Below are 17821 nucleotides of genomic sequence, written 5' to 3'. Positions count from 1 at the left end.
CCATGGCGGGCGGTGCTGTCTCAAATGCACCGCATCACCGCTCGAAATTTGCCACAAACCGCCGTCAGCTTGCCTGGAAAACACGTCCGACCAAGCCGAAGGCGCACAAGATGATCCCGAATGATCCAGCCCTGTTTCGCTTTCGCGGCCTTTTCGGCATTCCGGTTCAGGTTCACCTCAGCACGCTGTTTCTGGCCGCCATCCTGATCCATTACAACAGCACCGCGTGGGATGTGGTGGCCGAACTGATCGCCTTCACACTGCTGATGCTGGCCCTGTACCTGCACGGGCTGGGGCAGGCCGTAGTGGCGCGGCTGCACCGCATTCAGGTGCGCCAGGTCGCACTTTCGGCGGGCCTCAGCCTTTGCGATACGGACGCCGCCGACCCCGGTCACCGGATGACAATTCTGGCGATGGGGCCGTTGACCAACCTGACCTTCTGGGCGCTGGCGTCACTCGCGCTTCCGCTGCTGCGGGGGGAGGCTCTGATCTGGACGGTGGAGGTGTTTGCGACGCTCAATCTCTGCCTCGCCATTCTCAGCCTCGTTCCGATGCGTCCGCTTCCCGGCGGCGCGCTGATACATCTGGCGCTGAGCCGCGTGATGCCACAGATCGCGGCGGATAGGATCGCAGGCGCAATCGGGCTGGTCTGCGGCGCCATTTGGCTGCCCGCGATGCTGCTCGGCTATATCTTTCTGGGCCTCACATTGCTGATCGTCCCGGGGTTTTCCGGACATTGGCGGATGCTGCATCTGCGTCGCGCGCTCGGCCTGCGCGAGGGCTGAGATACCCGCCAACAGGTTCCCAAAAGGCCGCCTTCCGGATTTTCTGTACCCTACTCCTCGTCGAACAGGCTGCCCTGCCCGGCTTTCGGCGCGGTTCCGGCGCTTCGTTTCGAGGCCGGTTTCCGGGCCCCGCCGCCACCAGGCCGCACATCGAGCCGCCCATCGGCAAACTCGATTTCCAGATGCGCGGCCCTCGCCGCGGCGGATCGGCTGGTCACGAGGTTTTTGCCGTCTCGCACAACCGCGTATCCCCGGCGCAGCGTTTCAGTATAGCCAAGGGTCTGGTGCAACCGTTCCAGCGCCTCCAACCGCTCACGCCGGGACCGGACCGAACTTTCCGAGACACGCGCAAATCGTTGCGCCATCTCGCTGAATCGATCTGTGGCCAACTGCACCCGCTCAGCCAGACGCGCAGGCTGCAAGCGGCGCAGAAGTCCGGAAAACTCCGAGCGCCGGGTTCGCAGCCCCGCCGCCAGCCGGCCGGGAGCCAGCCCCGCGCCCACGCGACCGGCCTCCATCCGCTTGACATTGAGCGCCTTTTCCAGTGCTGGGGCCAATCGCCCGCCCAGTCGATCCGCCGCAAGCCGCCGTGTCTGCGTTGCGTTTCGCAGCGCCGGGCCCAGTCGCACCACCGCCCGGTCCAGCCGTTGCCGCGGCGTCTCCAACAGGGCCTCGACTCGTGGCAAACCGCGTCCCAGATCGCCGAGCCGTTGCTTTCGCGTGGCAATCGCCTGCGTCACGCCCCGCGATAAGCGGCCCCCCTGCCCCTCCACCCAGCTCAGCAGTTCCAGCCGGACCGGAACCGCCATCTCCGCCGCCGCGGTAGGTGTGGGCGCGCGCTTGTCGGCGGCAAAATCGATCAGCGTGGTGTCGGTCTCGTGCCCGACGGCCGAAATCAGGGGTATCATGCTTTCGGCGGCCGCGCGCACGACCGATTCCTCGTTGAACCCCCACAGATCTTCAAGGCTGCCTCCGCCACGGGCGACAATGATCAGGTCCGGGCGCGGCACCGCACCTTCGGGTGTCAGCCGATTGAACCCTTCGATCGCATTGGAAACTTCGGGGGCGCATTTCTCGCCCTGCACGGCGACGGGCCAGATCAGGACCTTGCGGGGGAACCGATCCCGCAGCCGGTGCAGAATATCTCGGATCACCGCCCCCGAGGGCGAGGTGACGACGCCGATCACATCCGGCAGATAGGGCAGCGGCTGTTTCCGCGCAGCGTCGAACAGCCCCTCCGCGGCCAGCGCCGCGCGGCGTTTCTCCAGCATCGCCATCAGCGCACCGACGCCGGCCGGCCGGATATCCTCGATCACAAGCTGGTACTTCGACTGTCCGGGAAAGGTGGTGATCCGCCCGGTCGCGATGACCTCCATCCCCTCTTCGGGCTGATGCGCCAACCGGGCCGACACGCCTTTCCAGATCACACCGGCCAGAACGCTGCGATCATCCTTCAGATCCAGATAGATATGCCCCGACCGGGGGCGTGACAGCCGCCCCACCTCGCCGCGCACGCGAACATGGGAAAACGCGCCCTCGACGGTGCGTTTGACCGCACCCGAAATCTCCGAAACGGTGAATTCCGGCGCATTGCCCGTGGTGTCGTCATCATCGATCAGGTCGTTCATCTGCCCGCCTTGCCCTTGGGGTTGCGCAAGCTTAGAACGCCTGTGATCCAAGGCCAAGGAGGCAGGCCCATGAACATTCTGATCCTCGGCGGCGGCGGGCGCGAACACGCCCTGGCCTGGGCGGTTCTGCAGAACCCGAAATGTGACAAGCTGATCGTGGCCCCGGGCAATGCAGGGATCGCCCTGATCGCGCAATGCGCCGATCTGGATATAGAAAACCCGGCCGCCGTGACCGATTTCGCCTGTGACGAGGCAATTGATTTCGTCATCGTCGGGCCCGAGGGGCCGCTGGCGGCCGGCGTAGCGGATGCACTGGCCGATGCCGGCATTCTGACCTTCGGACCTTCGCAGGCGGCAGCCCGGCTGGAGGCCTCCAAGACCTTCACCAAGGAGATCTGCGATGTCGCCGGCGCCCCCACCGCCTCCTGGGCGCGCTTCGACACCGCGGCTGCCGCCAAGGCGCATATCGAGGCGCAGGGAGCCCCGATCGTCATCAAAGCCGACGGCCTGGCCGCGGGCAAGGGCGTGATCGTCGCAATGGACGAGGCGACCGCGCTGACTGCGGTCGACGACATGTTCGGCGGGGCCTTCGGCGGCGCCGGCGCGGAGGTGGTGATCGAAGAGTTCATGGACGGGGAGGAAGCCTCGTTCTTCGTGCTCTCCGACGGGAAGACCGCCCTGCCCATCGGCACGGCGCAGGACCACAAGCGCGCCTTCGACGGAGACGCGGGCCCGAACACCGGCGGGATGGGGGCCTATTCGCCCGCGCCGGTGCTGAGCGAGGAGGTGGCGTCACGGGCAATGGCCCAGATTATCCAGCCCACCATCGACGAGATGGCCAGACGGGGAACGCCCTATCGCGGGGTGCTCTATGCCGGGCTGATGATCAAGGATGGCGTATCCCGGCTGGTGGAGTACAACGTGCGCTTCGGGGATCCGGAATGTCAGGTGCTGATGATGCGCCTTGGCGCGCAGGCGCTGGACCTGATGCTGGCCTGCGCCGAGGATCGGCTGGCCGAGATGCGGGTGAACTGGGCCGACGACCATGCGATGACGGTTGTCATGGCGGCCAGGGGCTATCCCGGACCTTACAAAAAGGGAAGCGTGATCAAGGGGCTGGACGACCTCCCCGAAGACAGTTTCCAGATGGTCTTTCACGCCGGCACGACCCGGGCGGAAGGCTGCTTTCAGGCGGCGGGGGGCCGTGTGCTGAACGTGACCGCCCGGGGCGCCACGCTGCAAGAGGCGCGCGACAAGGCCTATGGGATGATTGACCGGATCGACTGGCCGGAAGGGTTCGCGCGCTCCGATATCGGCTGGCGCGCGCTAGGATAGCCAGGCCTTGTAGTCCGACACCAGCAGGTGGGTCGGGGCGGTATCCTCTTCGATCTCGGCGAAACGTCCGACCGGCTCCCGGAACCAGTTGTCGGCGTCGTCGTTGTTCACGGTGGAGACCTCGCCGATCAGCACATCGCCCCCCTCGCCCCAGAACGCGTGCCAGTCGCCGGGCATCAGCGTCACGCTCTGGCCGGGCTCGAACAGCAGGATCTCCCCGGGCCTGAACGGTCTTTCGATACCGTCACAGAGCACGGTGCCGCCCGCACTTTCATCGAAGGAGCCGTCCGCGGCGGAGCCGTAAAGCTCGATTGCCAAGGGCGCGCCGCCGCGGTTGATGATGTCTTCGGCCTTCAGATAGTGGCGGTGCATCGGGCTGATCTGGTCTTTCCTCGAAATCAGGAGCTTTTCCGCGTAGCACATGCCGCCGCCCGCCTGCAGATCGGCAAGCCGGCCATTGCGCAGCGTGAAGAGAAACAGTCCCAGCTCGTCAAACCGGCCTTGCCCATAATCGGTGATATCCCAGCCCATGCGCCCCGATATAATACCGCCGATGCGTGTGCGGTTGGCCTGCATCTCCTCGGGCGTCCAAAAGGCGAAGGGCGGCAGGACGAATCCAAACGACCGGATGAACGCATCCGCCTCCGCCATGATCTCGTTGATCTCGGAACGCTTCATCTTGCCTTTTTCCTCCGATGCCAGTGGCGGTTTCAAAATTCGACGCCTTTTTGCGCCACCACACCGTCCTTGAACGGGTGTTTGACAAGCGTCATCTCCGTCACAAGATCGGCGGCCTCGATCAGTTCGGGCTTGGCGTTGCGACCGGTCAGGACCACATGGGTCATCTGCGGTTTCCGGGTCAGCAAAAAGTCGACCACCTCGTCAATGTCCAGGTAGTCATAGCGCAGCGCGATGTTGATCTCGTCGAGCAGGACGAACCGGATTTCGGGATCGAGGATCAGTTCCTTTGCCCGCGCCCATCCTGCCTGCGCCGCGGCCACGTCGCGATCCCGGTCCTGGGTCTCCCAGGTAAATCCTTCGCCCGACACGACAAAGGTGCATTCCTCGGCAAAGCGCGTCCGCAACAGCTCCTTTTCGCCGGTGATCCAGGTTCCCTTGATGAACTGAACCACCGCGCAGGGTATACCATGCCCAATACAGCGCATGATCATGCCGAAGCCGGAGGAGGACTTGCCCTTGCCCGCGCCCGTATGAACGATGATCAGACCCTTCTGCTCCGTCTTGGTCGCCATCAGCTTGTCGCGGGCAGCCTTGATCTTGCGCATCTTTTCGTTGTGGCGGGCGGTGAGGTCGTCCATCGGGCGTCTCCTGAATGTCAGAACGCCTAGATCGCCCAGCCAGACCCGGTTGGCAAGGACGGCATGTCCATGGCTGGCGCGTGGCCGATGCCGCAAGACGGCGCGGGCAATCCGATCGGCGGCCCGCCGTCTCTTGACGCGCCGCGAGGCACGGCTCGGTTTCGCTCAGGAGGCGTTGTCGAGGACGCCGCGAGCGATCTGATCGGCCTCGATGCTCTCGAACAGGGCCTTGAAGTTGCCCTCGCCGAAACCGTCATCTCCCTTGCGCTCGATGAACTCGAAGAAGATCGGCCCAATCACGGTTTTCGAGAATATCTGCAACAAGATCCGCGTCTCGCCGCCGTCGACCACGCCTTCGCCATCGATCAGGATGCCGTGTTTCTTCATCCGGTCCAGCGGCTCCTCATGGCCGACGACCCGCTCCTTGCTCAACTCGTAATACGCCGGCGGCGGCGCGGGCATGAACTTGATCCCGTTTTCGGCGATCCGGTCGGTTGCGCTGTAGATATCGCGCGCGCCGACGGCGATGTGCTGGATGCCTTCGCCATTATATCGCTTGAGATACTCGACGATCTGACCCTTTTCCCCCCGATCCTCGTTGATCGGAATGCGGATGCGGCCGCAGGGCGAGGTCAGCGCCCGGCTGAGCAGCCCGGTAAACTTGCCTTCGATATCGAAGAAGCGGATCTCCCTGAAATTGAAGATGCGGCCATAGAAATCGAACCAGACATCCATGTTGCCCTTGTGGACGTTATGGGTGAGGTGATCGAGATAGTAGAAGCCCACGCCCTCGGGATGCGCATCATGGACCCAGTTGAACTCCGTGTTGTAGGGGCTGGTGTCGTAATACTGGTCCACCAGATAGATCAGGCTGCCGCCGATCCCGATGATCGCGGGTACATCCATGGTCTTGTCGGGCCCGGTATACTCCTCGGCACCCTTGGACAGCGCGTGTTTCAGCGCGTGATCCGCATCCACCACCCGCCACGCCATGGAGGGGGCGCAGGGCCCATGCGTGTCGACGAAGCGGCTGGCGAAACTGTCAGGCTCGGCATTCAGCACATAAGTGATATCGCCCTGCTGCCAAAGCTCGACAGCCTTGGTCTTGTGCGTCGCGGTGTGGATATAGCCCATCTTGGCGAAGAGGGTGCGCAACACGTCCGGATCGGGATGGGCAAACTCGACGAACTCGAACCCGTCGGTGCCGGCTGGGTTCTCCGCGGTGATGGTTGCACGGGGGGCGTCATGGGGGAACGGACCCATCTGGTTTCCTCCTCGGTTGGTGAGACTCTGTTCGCTGCACCGATAATAGACCGGAGAATCTGCAAAATCTGCGCGTTTTTCTAGACATAGACATATATATTTGCGAGATTCTCGCAAGTAATAGCGTAAAAGTGCGGAAACAACGCATGCTGGACCAGACAGACCGGCGGCTGCTGAAGGCGCTTCAGCAAAACGCCACCCTCACCGCGCAGGAACTGGGCGAGGTTCTGAACCTGTCTGCAAGCCAGGCCGGGCGGCGACGTCAGCGGCTGGAGGCGGCCGGGTTCATCACCGGGGCCCGCGCCATCATCGATGCAGACCGCGTGGGTCTGGGCGTGCAGGCCTTCGTTCAGGTCCAGATGGCGGCCCACAGCCGGGACAATGACGACAGCTTCGCCCGGCTCGTCCGCGCACAGGATGCGATCACCGCCGCCTTCACCCTGACCGGAGAGGCCGATTACCTGCTCCGGATCTGGTGTGCGGATCTGCAAGCCTTGCACCAGATCATTCACGGGATACTCTTGCCGCACCCCTCTGTCGCTCGCGTGCAATCCCAGATCGTCATGGACCAGATGAAACCCGATGCCCCGCTGCCTCTGTAGAGGCCGCCATCCAAAGGACGCCCTCTCATGGACGATTTCCTGCTACAGGCCACTATCTATCTCGGCGCGATGGTCGTCGCGGTTCCGCTTTCTGTGCGGTTCGGAATGGGGTCGGTGCTGGGATATCTTCTGGCCGGTATCATCATCGGTCCGGTTCTGGGGCTCGTCGGCGCCGAAACGGAAGACCTGCAGCATTTCGCGGAGTTCGGCGTGGTTCTGATGCTGTTTCTGATCGGGCTGGAGCTGGACCCCCGCGGGCTGTGGGAGATGCGCAAGAAGCTGATCGGCCTTGGCGGCGCACAGGTCGTGCTGAGCACCACGGCCCTTGCGGCCGGGGCGTCGCTTCTTGGCTTCGGCTGGCAGACATCGCTGGCGATCGGCATGATCCTGGCCCTGTCCTCGACCGCGATCGTGCTGCAAACGCTCAACGAAAAGGGGCTGATGCAAACGGGCGGCGGGCGCTCGGCATTCTCGGTCCTGCTGACGCAGGATATCGCGGTGATCCCGATGCTGGCGCTTTTACCACTTCTTGCTGTTCAGGGCCTGGTCAGCTTCGACGAGGATGGCTCAATCCAGCGCGGGGGGGAGGACGAGGCTCTTCACACCATGTCGCTGGTCGAAGGTCTGCCGGCCTGGGGGGTGACGCTCGTCACGCTTGGCGCGGTCGCCGCCGTCATCCTGGCCGGGTACTACCTGTCACAGCCGCTGTTCCGCTTCATCCACATGGCCCGCCTGCGGGAAATGTATACGGCAGTGGCCCTCGTCATCGTGGTGGGCATCGCCTTCCTGATGATACTCGTCGGCCTGTCACCCGCGCTTGGCGCCTTCGTTGCCGGCGTCGTTCTGGCCAACTCGGAATTCCGGCACGAGCTTGAGGCCGATATCGAGCCCTTCAAGGGCCTGCTTCTGGGGCTTTTCTTCATCACCGTCGGTGCAGGCATCAATTTCAGCGTGCTTTGGGCCAATCTCTTCGCGGTGGTCGGCCTGACGCTGGCGATCATGGTGATCAAGGGCCTGCTTCTCTACGGCATCGGGCTGGCCTTCAGGCTCAGGGGGCGCAACCTCTGGCTTTTCACCCTTGGCCTTGCGCAGGCGGGCGAGTTCGGCTTCGTGCTGATCTCCTTCTCGCTTCAGCAATCGGTTCTGCCAGTCCAGATTGGCGAGATGCTGCTGTTGGTCGTCGCGCTTTCGATGCTGCTGACGCCGCTTTTCTTCATCCTCTACGAGGTTCTGAGCCACCGTATGGGCGATGGCGGCGACGACGCCCCCGAGCCGGACAAGATCGACGCGCAGGCCCCAATCATCATCGCGGGCATCGGCCGATTCGGGCAGGTCGTGAACCGGATGGTGCAAGCCTCGGGGTTCAAGACCGTGGTGCTGGACAATGATCTGGCGATGATCCGGCTGATGCGGCAGTTCGGGTTTCGCGGCTTTTTCGGCGATCCGACGCGTCCGGAACTGCTCCATGCAGCGGGTCTGGACGAGGCCAAGGTGCTGGTCGTGGCGGTGGATGACAAACAGGCTGCCGTCCGTCTGGTTGCCTATGCGCGCCGCCTGCGGCCCGATATCGCGATCACCGCGAGGGCCCATGACCGGCTCCATGTCTACGAGCTTTACAACGCGGGCGCCGACCATATCGTGCGCGAGATGTTCGACAGTTCGCTGCGCGCCGGGCGTTACGTGCTGGAGGATATGGGGCTGACCGATTACGAAGCCCACGAGCTTGAAACCGCCTTTTACCGCCACGACCGGCAGAACCTGCGCGCGCTGGCCGATGTCTGGCGCCCCGGCGTGCCGGTGGCGCAGAACGCCGCCTATATGGAGCGTGCGCGCGAGTTGAACAACAATCTGGAAGCTGCCCTGGTCAGCCAGTTGGACGAGGGCGGACCGGGCGAGCCGCCCCAGACCGGCGCGCGCCACACCCGCAGCGATGCCGGAGCGCTGAAGGGCGTCATGGCGCGCAGCACCGGATCGACCCCGGCCACCGGCGAGAGCTAGGGTTGGCCGGCGGCCACACCCGCCTCGGCAAAGCTGGCCATGCCCGAATGGCAGACAAGCGCACCTTTCAGGATCTGGATCGCCAGCGCGGCCCCGGTCCCCTCGCCCAGGCGCATGTCAAGCGACAGGATCGGCGTCTTGCCAAGCGCGGCCAGCATCGGGGCATGGGCATGCTCGGCCGATAAATGGCCCGCCACCGCATGATCCAGCGCTCCCGGCACCGCCCGGTCCAGGGTGGCGGCGGCGGCCGTGCAGATGAACCCGTCCAGAACGACGGGAATGCGCAATACCCGCGCGTGCGCGATGGCCCCCGCCATCGCCGCCAGTTCACGCCCGCCCAGACAGCGAAGCGCCTCCAGCGGGTCGCTCGCAGCTGTCGGATTTGCCACAAGAGCCTCCGCCACGACCGTGGTTTTCAGGGCCAGCCCCGCATCGTCAACGCCGGTGCCCCGCCCCGTCCAGTCCCCTGCCGTGCCGCCGAAAAGCGCATGTGCGATGGCCGCGGCCGATGTGGTGTTGCCGATCCCCATTTCGCCTGTGATCAGCAGATCCGCGCCGGGATCGACCGCCTCCCAGCCGATCGCGATGGCCTCCATCAGGTCGGCTTCACTCATGGCGGGGCCTTGGGTGAAATCGGCGGTGGGCCGGTCAAGATCGATGGCATGCACGCTGAGATCGGCGCCCGCGGCCTTGCAAAGCTGGTTGATCGCGGCGCCACCGGCCTCGAAATTGGCCACCATCTGGACGGTCACCTCGGCGGGAAAGGCGCTGACACCGCGCGCCACCACTCCGTGATTGCCCGCAAAGACCAGCGCCTGCGGCTTTGCGATCCGCGGGCGCGGGTCGGCGCGCCAGCCCGCGTACCAGATTGCCAGCTCCTCCAGCCGGCCAAGAGCGCCGGGGGGTTTGGTCAACTGGCCATTGCGCGCCCGGGCGGCGGCGATCGCATCCGCATCGGGCTCGGGGGCGCGGTCCAGCATCTCGCGCAGGGCGGCCTGAGTCTCGGGGGTATCGGTCATCTGGTGCGTCTTTCATTGCGGAGGGCCTGTGTTTCGTGTTTATCGCAGCCTTGCCCAAGCGCCACGCGACAGAAAGGCCCACCGGATGCCCGATGGTGATATGACCGATCAACGTCTTGTTCACCCTGCCGATCTCCGGATCGCCATGGTCCTGCTGACGCGGCTGCCATTGCCGGCGCGCGGGGACGATCCGGCCCGCGGTGCGCAGGCGGCATGGGCCTGGCCGCTGGCGGGGCTCGTTCTCGGCGGGTTCGGCGCGCTCGTTCTCTGGGTCGGCGGATGGCTGGGTCTGCCGCCCGGCATTTCCGCTGCCCTTGCGCTGGCGATCATGATCCTCGCCAGCGGCGCGCTTCACGAAGACGGTCTGGCCGATACGGCTGACGGGTTCTGGGGGGGCTGGACCGTGGAGCGCCGGCTGGAGATCATGCGCGACAGCCGGATCGGCACATATGGTGTGCTGGCCCTGGGCCTTGGCCTTCTGGCGCGCTGGTCGCTGATTGGCGTGGCGGCGGTGGCGGGGCCGGTCGCGCTCATCACGGCGGCGGTGATCAGCCGGGCCCCGATGGTGGCGTTGATGGCCATGCTGCGCCCGGCGCGCAAAGACGGCCTGTCGCAAAGCGTCGGGCGCCCGGCGGCACGGACCGCCGCTCTGGCCGCAGCCATTGCCGGGGTGATCGCCATCGCCCTTGCCGGTTGGGCCGGGGCGATGGCCTTGATTATGGCTTATGCGGTGACCGCAGGGCTGGGCCTCTTGGCACGGGCCAGGATCGGCGGTCAGACGGGCGACGTCCTGGGGGCCAGCCAGCAACTGGCCGAGATCGCCGCCCTGACGGTCATCGTGACCGCCCTGATCTAGGCCGGCGTTTTACGGGCAGGCAGCGTAGTAGACGCTCCGGCCGTCACCGGTGGCATAGGCGCAGCGGTTCTGCTGCGTGCTGCGCGCGATCATCGTGCCCGCGGCGGCACCGGCCACACCGGCCACGATGGTCATTTCGGGGTTGGCATCCAGCGCATCGGCCAGCAGAACCCCGCCAGCAGCGCCGCCCAGAAGGCCCAGATTGGCGCGGTCCTGATTGCTCAGCTGGCAGCCCGCAAGCGCGAAGGTGCTGGCCAGAATGGCGCTTATAAACAGTTTCGACATGACATGTCCTCTCCAATTTCGAGGGTTCGAGCCCCGGTACACCAATGGGTCGAACCACCCCTCAAGCAGGTTCAATCATCTCCCACCTGCGAAAGCGAGGCGAGTGGCATATTGCACCTGCGCGATGATCGGCGTTTTCCTGCCACGCGGCAAGCGAAAAGAAGCCCGCCGCAACGTCATGCGGCAGGCCAAACATTTGATTTTCAATATTTATCAGGCCGCGGCGCGGGCAGCCAGAACATCGTCCACGCGCTTCTGAGCGCCTGTCTCATCCATACCGTTCACCGCCGCCAGTTCACGGGTCAGCCGCTCAAGGGCCGCTTCGTAAAGCTGACGCTCGGAATAGCTCTGTTCGCGCTGGTCATCGGCGCGGTGCAGGTCGCGCACCACCTCCGCGATCGCAATCAGATCGCCGGAATTGATCTTCTGCTCATATTCCTGCGCGCGGCGGGACCACATGGCGCGCTTGACCCTGGCCTTGCCCTTCAGCGTGTCCAGCGCCTTGGTGACCACGTCGGGGCTGGAAAGCGACCGCATACCGACCTCGGTCGCCTTTGCGGTCGGGACGCGCAGGGTCATCTTGTCCTTCTCGAAGGAGATCACGAACAGCTCAAGTACAAGCCCTGCGATTTCCTGTTCTTCGATCGACACGATCTGCCCAACCCCGTGGGCCGGATAGACCACGTATTCGTTCGGGCTGAAATCCTGCGACTTGCGTGCTTTACTCATATAATTCTTCCTTTCGGACCCTTGCGATCAGGCGACAAAAACAACCGCGGAAAGTCTGCCTTCCCACAGCCGGAGCTCTTATGTCCTGATTTGTCATGGCAGGCTGGCACACCTGCTGAACGTGTCATCACCATATTTGTAACAGATATATAGCACAAAATACGGCCGGTTCAAAATCCGTGACGATCACAGACGCGAAATACCCTGTTTTCACGGGGTTTTGCTGCGCTGCAACACGGTTCGGACAGGTCTCACCCTGCGCCGCCGCAGCGAATCAGTCAACCACCCTCGCCGGGGGCTTCCGAAAACAGCTCCATCTTGTTGGGCTTGCCGTCCATTTCTTCGGCTGTAGGAAGCTGATCCTTCTTTGTGATGATCACCGGCCAGGCCTCGGACCATTTGCGGTTGAACTCCACCCATGTCTCCATATCGGGTTCGGTATCCGGGCGGATCGCATCGGCGGGACATTCCGGTTCGCAGACGCCGCAATCGATGCACTCGTCAGGGTGAATCACCAGCATATTCTCGCCCTCGTAGAAGCAATCCACGGGGCAAACCTCCACGCAATCGGTGTATTTGCAGGCGATGCAATTGTCGGTGACGACATAGGTCATGGGCAAACTCGACTGTCTCGATCAGATATTAGCTACGCAAGCCGGAGCGAAGTTGCAAGACGGCTCTGGCCTAGTCGTGGCGTTATGTGTCAATCCTACCTGACACCTGCATTACAGACTATCAGACCCGTCGCCGCGCAACGCATCCATGTCCCGGCGCGCCTTTTTCGTGGGCCGCGCCCCGACCCGGGCGGCAACGGGTTCGGCCGGCGGCGTCAGATCGTCATAGAGCGCCTGCGCCTCGCTGGCCGGGCCGCGCCGTGTGGCAAGCGCCCTGATCCGCACCACGCGGATCATGCGCCCCTGCGGAAAGGTGAGCACATCGCCGGGGCCCACGGACATGGCCTTTTTCTGCACCTTTTCGCCGTTGACCCGCACCTGCCCGGCGGACACCGCCTTGGTCGACAGGCCACGGGTCTTGAAGAACCGCGCCTGCCAGAGCCACTTGTCCAGCCTGCCTTTGACCGGCTCGGTCAGGACTTGTCCTTGAGGCCCGCCAGAGCCTGGGCAAAGGGATTGTCCGGGTCGATCCGGTCTTTCTTGCGCTCGGGCCTTGCGGAAAAGCTCTGCGGTTTGGTGCTGCCCCGCGGCTTTCCACCGGGCTTGCCCGGCGGCTTGCCCTTCTTGCCGCGCGGCGGCTTGCCGGCACCGCCCTCGCCACGGCGTTGCCCCTGCGGGTTGGCGCGGCGGCGCGGAGCCCAGGCAAAGGTATAGAATACCTCCATCTCGGGAGCGGCATCGGCGGTCGCGGCGTCGGTCGCAGGCGCATCGCGGCTGGCTTCGGTTTCGGGCGGCGGGGTCTCGGCGGGCACTTCCTGCGGCGGCATGGGCGGCGTTTCTGGCGGCTGTTCCACAGGCGTTTCCTGCGGCGTGTCCGGGGTTCCTTCGCCGGGTGTGTCGCCCGGTACCTCCACCGGTGCAGGGTCGGGCGTATCCGCGCCTTCCAAACCGGTCGGCGGGGCCACACCGGTCAACTCTTCGTCCATCGTCTCCGCCGCGTCGGTCGCTGCCGGTTCCGGCTGGGGCGCGGGCACTGGCGCGGGTTTGACTTTCGCGCGCTCGCCACGTTCGGCCTTGTAGCCGAGGCCGCCCATCAGATCGGCGAACTGCTCCAGCGTCATGCCGGTGATCGACAGCATGTCCGGTGTCGCCTCGAACCCGCCGCGCGTATCCTGCTGGCGCAGCATGTCGGCCAGCCGCTCCAGCATGTCGATCCTGATCGCGCGTGCCCCCGCGGGCCGGTAACCCGACATCGTATAATAGCCATCGGGCATATCGGCGTTTGCGGGGATCGTCACCAGCCCGGGCGGCGGGCTCTCGGGAAACTCCGGCAGCCCTTTCGCCAACCCCCATAGTACAAGTCGCAGCCGCGTGGGCGCGGGCTTCAGCAGCATCTGCTGGAAGATCGTGAACTGCCCGAACCGGATGCCGTGCTTGCGCAAGAGCGCGCGCGCATCCTGATCAAGCGCCTTCACGTCGTCGGCCACATCGGCCCGGGGCAGCACCCCAAGCGCCTCGACCATGCGGAAAGCGAAACCGCGGGACAGACCGGTCAGCGCCTCGTCCTTCGACATCGCGAGAAGCGGCTCGAACAGAGCGGCCACCTTGCGGTCGACGAAATGCTGCAGGCGCCTTTGCACCTTCTGCATCACCTCCGGCCCGGCCTCGTCATCCACGAAGGCCTCGGCCACGGGTTTCAGTGCATCGGGGCCGGCCACCAGCTTGCCCACGGCCTGATCGCCCCACATCAGCCCGCCTTGTTCGGTATAGTCGAACTCGGTCTCGGGCGCGTTGTAGAAGCGGTCTGCACGCAAGTGGAATTCCGGGCGCAATGCGGCCACCGCCGCCTGCTGCAGGGTCTTCGCCTCATCGGCGGTTGCGGATGCATCCTGACGGAACCGGAACCCTTCCAGACGGCCCACAAACTGGCCCTCCACGGTCACCTCACCCTTGTCATTCACCTCGGCCACAAGGCTCTCCTTCTGTTTCAACCGGCGCATCAGCACAGAGGTGCGCCGGTCGACAAATCTTTGCGTCAGCCGCTCGTGCAGAGCATCCGACAGGCGGTCTTCTACGGCACGGGTGGCGTCTCGCCAATGGGATTCATCGTCAACCCAGCCCTTCCGCTGCGCCACATAGGTCCATGTGCGGATATACGCCAACCGTTTCGATAACGCGTCAATGTCGCCTTCGGTTCGATCAATTCTTTTGACCTGACGCGCCAGCCAGTCATCCGGCACCCGCCCAAGGTCATGAAGATGGTCGAAGATACCGGCCAGAAGGCTGGCATGCTCGGCATGACTGATCCCCCGGAAATCGGGGATGCGGCAGACATCCCAAAGAAGCTTCACGTCCCGCGCGCCGTCGATCCGCGCGGCCACGTCGGGTTGGCCGGAAATCGCCTTCAGCGCCATCAGGTCATTTGCCGGGCGCGCGCGCGCGAGCCATTCATCCTCGGTCCGTTCCTCCAGCGAGCCGATCAGCCGCTGGACGGTGCCAAACTCCAGCCGGGAGTTGCGCCATTGGAGTTTGCGCACCGGGGCGAAACGGTGGTTGCTGATCGCCTCGACGACCGGCTCGCTGATCGCCCCCGCCTCGCCCGTCACGCCGAAGGTGCCCGGTTCGGTATAACGCCCGGCGCGCCCCGCGATCTGCGCCAGTTCGTTCGGCATCAACTCCCGCATCCTGCGGCCGTCGAACTTGCGCAGGCCCGAAAAGGCCACGTGCCGGATATCGAGATTGAGCCCCATGCCGATGGCGTCCGTCGCCACGAGCACATCGACGTCGCCGTTCTGGTACAGCTCGACCTGCGCATTCCGGGTACGCGGGCTGAGCGCCCCCATGACAACGGCAGCGCCTCCCTTGGTCCGCCGCAGAAGCTCGGCGATGGCATAGACGTTTTCAACCGAGAATCCGACGATGGCGGATCGCGGCGCCGTCCGGCTGATCTTCTTCGACCCGGTATAGGTCAGCTCGGAAAACCGTTCCCGCCGCATGAACTGGACGCCGGGCACGAGGGCCGCGATCGCCGCCCGCATCGTGTCCGCGCCCAGAAACAGCGTCTCGTGCATCCCGCGCGCATGCAACAGCCGGTCTGTGAAAACATGCCCGCGCTCGGGATCGGCGCAAAGCTGGATCTCGTCGATTGCCAGAAAGTCGGTGCCGTTGCCTTGCGGCATCGCCTCCACCGTACAGACCCAGTATTGCGTCCGTGGCGGCACGATCCGCTCCTCGCCCGTAACCAGCGCCACCACCGATGGCCCGCGCAGCGCGACGATCTTGTCGTAGACCTCCCGCGCAAGCAGCCTCAGCGGCAGGCCGATCACCCCTGTCCGGTGCGCAAGCATCCGCTCGATCGCGTAATGGGTCTTGCCGGTATTTGTGGGGCCCAGAACGGCGGCGATGCGCCCCTGGCCCGAGATACTGCTTGCCATCCTGCCTGACCGCCCGGAACGGGGCGGCCCCTTTCGGCCTTTTATCTGAAGTTCAGAGGGTCTCGCCCCCCAGCATCCGGTTCAACCGATCCACGGCCTGAGATATGTCCGGACGATGCGGATGTATAGATTGCGCGGTTTCGAATGCGACCAGCGCTGCCTCTAGCTCGCCCATCTCCTCCAGCATCATGCCAAGACCGGTCAGCGCCCCGAAATGGCGCGGGTTCAGCGCCAGAACCCGCTGCACATCCGCGATGGAAGGGCCGTAAAGGTTGAGGCGGTAATAGGCGGTGGCCCGCGCATTCCATCCTTCGGCGAAATCCGGCGCATGATCGGTCAGGGCAGTCAGATGGTCGAGCGCCGCATCCAGATCTCCGGCTTCCAGCGCCTCGCGTCCCCGCATCAGCAGATAATCCGCAGAAGCCGAGCCGGAGATCGACCAGCGCTGATAGATCTCGTCTTCGACAATCTCCCAGTTGCTCAGATCGGGCATCTGCAGACGGTCGAACAACTCGTCCAGACGCTCGGACTGGGCAAGGGCCGCGCCGGTTCCCGCCGACATGGCCAAAACTGCCGCAAGGAGAGTGTTGTGTATGATGCGAAATACTCTCATTCTGCATCCAACATTAGCACTATGACGCGCGGGTTCCAGAACAAAGCCGCGTGATCGACTGGAAGGAGAATTCGGATGAGCAGTGTAATCGATGGAGCGGTGGCGGCCCTGAGCGCGAAAATCGGCGACGGTTTCGACGGCAGCGCCAAATTCGTGATCGAAGGCGAAGGTGCGGTGATGGTCGACGGCGCCGGGGTACGCGCTACCGACGACGGCGCCGAAGCCGATGTGACGATGACCGCGGATACCGGCACATTTCAGGATATCCTGTCGGGTGATCTGAACCCCACCGCAGCCTTCATGGGCGGACGGCTGAAGGTCGATGGCGACATGGGCACCGCGATGCGCCTGGGCAGTGCGCTCAGCTGACATGATGCGACCCGACCCGACCCCGCCATCGATCGACCCCGCGCCCTATCTTGCCGATGTGGCAGACGGCCCGGAGGAAGCCTCGGCCTGGTGGGTCACAGCGGAGGACGGGACCCGGATCAGGGTGGGATACTGGCCGGGGGGCAGCAAGGGCACGATCCTGATGTTCCCCGGTCGCACCGAATATATCGAGAAGTACGGACGTCTCGCCCGTGACATGGCCGTCCGCGGTTTCGGGATGGTCGCCATCGACTGGCGCGGTCAGGGTCTGGCGGACCGGCCCGCGCACCGGCGCGACATGGGCCATGTCGTCAGCTTTGACGAGTATCGTCAGGACGTGGCCGCCGTGCGTCAGGTGCTTGACCAGATCGCGCCGCCGAAGCCCTGGTATCTGATCGGCCATTCCATGGGCGGAGCGATCGGGCTCAGGGCGCTCCATGATGGAATACCGGTGGACAGGGCGGTTTTCACGGCTCCCATGTGGGGCATCCAGATGTCGCCCTTCCTGCGCTCGATCTCGGGTATCGTGATGGGACTGAGCGGCCCGCTTGGCCTCGATACGCGCTTCGCCCCCACCACCGGCCCGGCGGAGGCGATGGTGTTCGACGGCAATCCACTGACCTCGGACCGGAATAATTTCGACTATATGTCCCGGCAGGTTGCAGAACATCCGGATCTGGCCCTTGGCGGGCCGTCGATCCGTTGGGTCAACGCGGCCCTTCGCGAAACCGATGCGCTGATGGCGATGCCCGCCCCGCCTGTCGATGCCCTGACCATCCTGGGCGCGCTGGAGCGGATCGTGGAACCCTCCGCGATCAAGGAGCGGATGGCGCGCTGGCCCGGCGGCCGTCTGGACGTGATCGATGGCGCCGAGCATGAGGTGCTGATGGAAGCACCAAGCATGCGCGACGGCATTCTTGCCTCGATCGCGGACTGGTTCGAGGGCAAGTCGTAACGCCTCGGGGCCGGCAC

Annotated in this window: 18 protein-coding genes; 7 read left to right on the top strand and 11 right to left on the bottom strand. The window is 64.6% G+C overall.

Translation table 11 applies throughout. From position 1 onward, the window contains the following. Window positions 1-110 precede the first annotated feature (110 nt). Window positions 111-785 (top strand): zinc metalloprotease, encoded by a 675-nt coding sequence (locus D9R08_RS12415; RefSeq protein WP_147450673.1) that lies wholly within the window; start codon window positions 111-113, stop codon window positions 783-785. Window positions 786-835: 50 nt separating this feature from the next. On the opposite strand, the gene xseA is transcribed toward D9R08_RS12415, so the two are convergent. Then, window positions 836-2413 (bottom strand): exodeoxyribonuclease VII large subunit, encoded by a 1578-nt coding sequence (gene xseA / locus D9R08_RS12410; protein ID WP_121898384.1) that lies wholly within the window; start codon window positions 2411-2413, stop codon window positions 836-838. Window positions 2414-2482: 69 nt separating this feature from the next. Here xseA and purD point away from each other — a divergent pair, with 69 nt between their 5' ends. Further along, a complete protein-coding gene (gene purD, locus D9R08_RS12405) occupies window positions 2483-3748 on the top strand; it encodes a phosphoribosylamine--glycine ligase (protein ID WP_121898383.1) in 1266 nt (421 codons plus the stop codon). Here the strand turns inward: purD and D9R08_RS12400 are convergent. From D9R08_RS12400 to hppD, 3 genes are all read right to left on the bottom strand, one after another. After that, window positions 3740-4426: a D-lyxose/D-mannose family sugar isomerase gene (locus D9R08_RS12400; RefSeq protein WP_121898587.1), complete on the bottom strand. Its 687-nt coding sequence runs from the start codon at window positions 4424-4426 to the stop codon at window positions 3740-3742. The two genes, purD and D9R08_RS12400, sit on opposite strands and share 9 nt — an antisense overlap. A gap of 32 nt (window positions 4427-4458) precedes the next feature. After that, window positions 4459-5067: a cob(I)yrinic acid a,c-diamide adenosyltransferase gene (cobO, locus tag D9R08_RS12395; protein WP_121898382.1), complete on the bottom strand. Its 609-nt coding sequence runs from the start codon at window positions 5065-5067 to the stop codon at window positions 4459-4461. A 165-nt stretch (window positions 5068-5232) separates the two neighbouring features. Next, window positions 5233-6330, bottom strand: coding sequence for a 4-hydroxyphenylpyruvate dioxygenase (gene hppD, locus D9R08_RS12390; protein ID WP_121898381.1), 1098 nt, complete (start codon window positions 6328-6330; stop codon window positions 5233-5235). Between the two features lie 146 nt (window positions 6331-6476). On the opposite strand from hppD, the gene D9R08_RS12385 reads away from it, so the two are divergent. Together D9R08_RS12385 and D9R08_RS12380 are read left to right on the top strand one after the other, a co-directional pair. Beyond that, on the top strand, window positions 6477-6932 hold the full coding sequence (locus tag D9R08_RS12385) for an Lrp/AsnC family transcriptional regulator (protein ID WP_121898380.1): 456 nt from the start codon (window positions 6477-6479) through the stop codon (window positions 6930-6932). 27 nt (window positions 6933-6959) lie between these two features. Then, window positions 6960-8930, top strand: coding sequence for a monovalent cation:proton antiporter-2 (CPA2) family protein (locus D9R08_RS12380; protein WP_121898379.1), 1971 nt, complete (start codon window positions 6960-6962; stop codon window positions 8928-8930). On the opposite strand, the gene cobT is transcribed toward D9R08_RS12380, so the two are convergent. Then, entirely contained in the window at window positions 8927-9949 is a 1023-nt protein-coding gene (gene cobT, locus D9R08_RS12375; protein ID WP_121898378.1) for a nicotinate-nucleotide--dimethylbenzimidazole phosphoribosyltransferase, read from the bottom strand. The genes D9R08_RS12380 and cobT overlap by 4 nt on opposite strands. A gap of 100 nt (window positions 9950-10049) precedes the next feature. On the opposite strand from cobT, the gene cobS reads away from it, so the two are divergent. Beyond that, window positions 10050-10805 carry an adenosylcobinamide-GDP ribazoletransferase gene (gene cobS, locus D9R08_RS12370; RefSeq protein WP_121898586.1) on the top strand — a complete coding sequence of 252 codons (756 nt, stop codon included), beginning with the start codon at window positions 10050-10052 and terminating at the stop codon, window positions 10803-10805. 9 nt (window positions 10806-10814) lie between these two features. Here the strand turns inward: cobS and D9R08_RS12365 are convergent, their stop codons facing one another. From D9R08_RS12365 to D9R08_RS12340, 6 genes are all read right to left on the bottom strand, one after another. Then, window positions 10815-11090, bottom strand: a complete 276-nt coding sequence (locus tag D9R08_RS12365) for a glucose-6-phosphate isomerase (protein WP_227284115.1) — start codon at window positions 11088-11090, stop codon at window positions 10815-10817. 213 nt (window positions 11091-11303) lie between these two features. After that, a complete protein-coding gene (locus D9R08_RS12360) occupies window positions 11304-11819 on the bottom strand; it encodes a CarD family transcriptional regulator (protein WP_121898377.1) in 516 nt (171 codons plus the stop codon). Between the two features lie 278 nt (window positions 11820-12097). Continuing rightward, a complete protein-coding gene (fdxA, locus tag D9R08_RS12355; protein WP_121898376.1) occupies window positions 12098-12433 on the bottom strand; it encodes a ferredoxin FdxA in 336 nt (111 codons plus the stop codon). A gap of 111 nt (window positions 12434-12544) precedes the next feature. Next, window positions 12545-12910 (bottom strand): RNA-binding S4 domain-containing protein, encoded by a 366-nt coding sequence (locus D9R08_RS19255; protein ID WP_199709355.1) that lies wholly within the window; start codon window positions 12908-12910, stop codon window positions 12545-12547. Next, window positions 12907-15867, bottom strand: a complete 2961-nt coding sequence (locus tag D9R08_RS12345; RefSeq protein WP_121898375.1) for a helicase-related protein — start codon at window positions 15865-15867, stop codon at window positions 12907-12909. The genes D9R08_RS19255 and D9R08_RS12345 overlap by 4 nt, the downstream gene beginning before the upstream one ends. A gap of 52 nt (window positions 15868-15919) precedes the next feature. Further along, on the bottom strand, window positions 15920-16429 hold the full coding sequence (locus tag D9R08_RS12340; protein ID WP_233557443.1) for a tetratricopeptide repeat protein: 510 nt from the start codon (window positions 16427-16429) through the stop codon (window positions 15920-15922). A 126-nt stretch (window positions 16430-16555) separates the two neighbouring features. On the opposite strand from D9R08_RS12340, the gene D9R08_RS12335 reads away from it, so the two are divergent. Together D9R08_RS12335 and D9R08_RS12330 are read left to right on the top strand one after the other, a co-directional pair. Next, window positions 16556-16849 carry an SCP2 sterol-binding domain-containing protein gene (locus tag D9R08_RS12335; protein WP_121898373.1) on the top strand — a complete coding sequence of 98 codons (294 nt, stop codon included), beginning with the start codon at window positions 16556-16558 and terminating at the stop codon, window positions 16847-16849. A gap of 1 nt (window position 16850) precedes the next feature. Further along, a complete protein-coding gene (locus D9R08_RS12330) occupies window positions 16851-17804 on the top strand; it encodes an alpha/beta hydrolase (protein ID WP_233557442.1) in 954 nt (317 codons plus the stop codon). The last annotated feature ends 17 nt before the right edge of the window (window positions 17805-17821 follow it).

Source organism: Rhodophyticola porphyridii (assembly GCF_003688285.1).
Lineage (GTDB): Bacteria > Pseudomonadota > Alphaproteobacteria > Rhodobacterales > Rhodobacteraceae > Rhodophyticola > Rhodophyticola porphyridii.
Note: the sequence above shows the minus strand (reverse complement) of the source record. Positions and strands in the feature narration are given on the sequence as shown.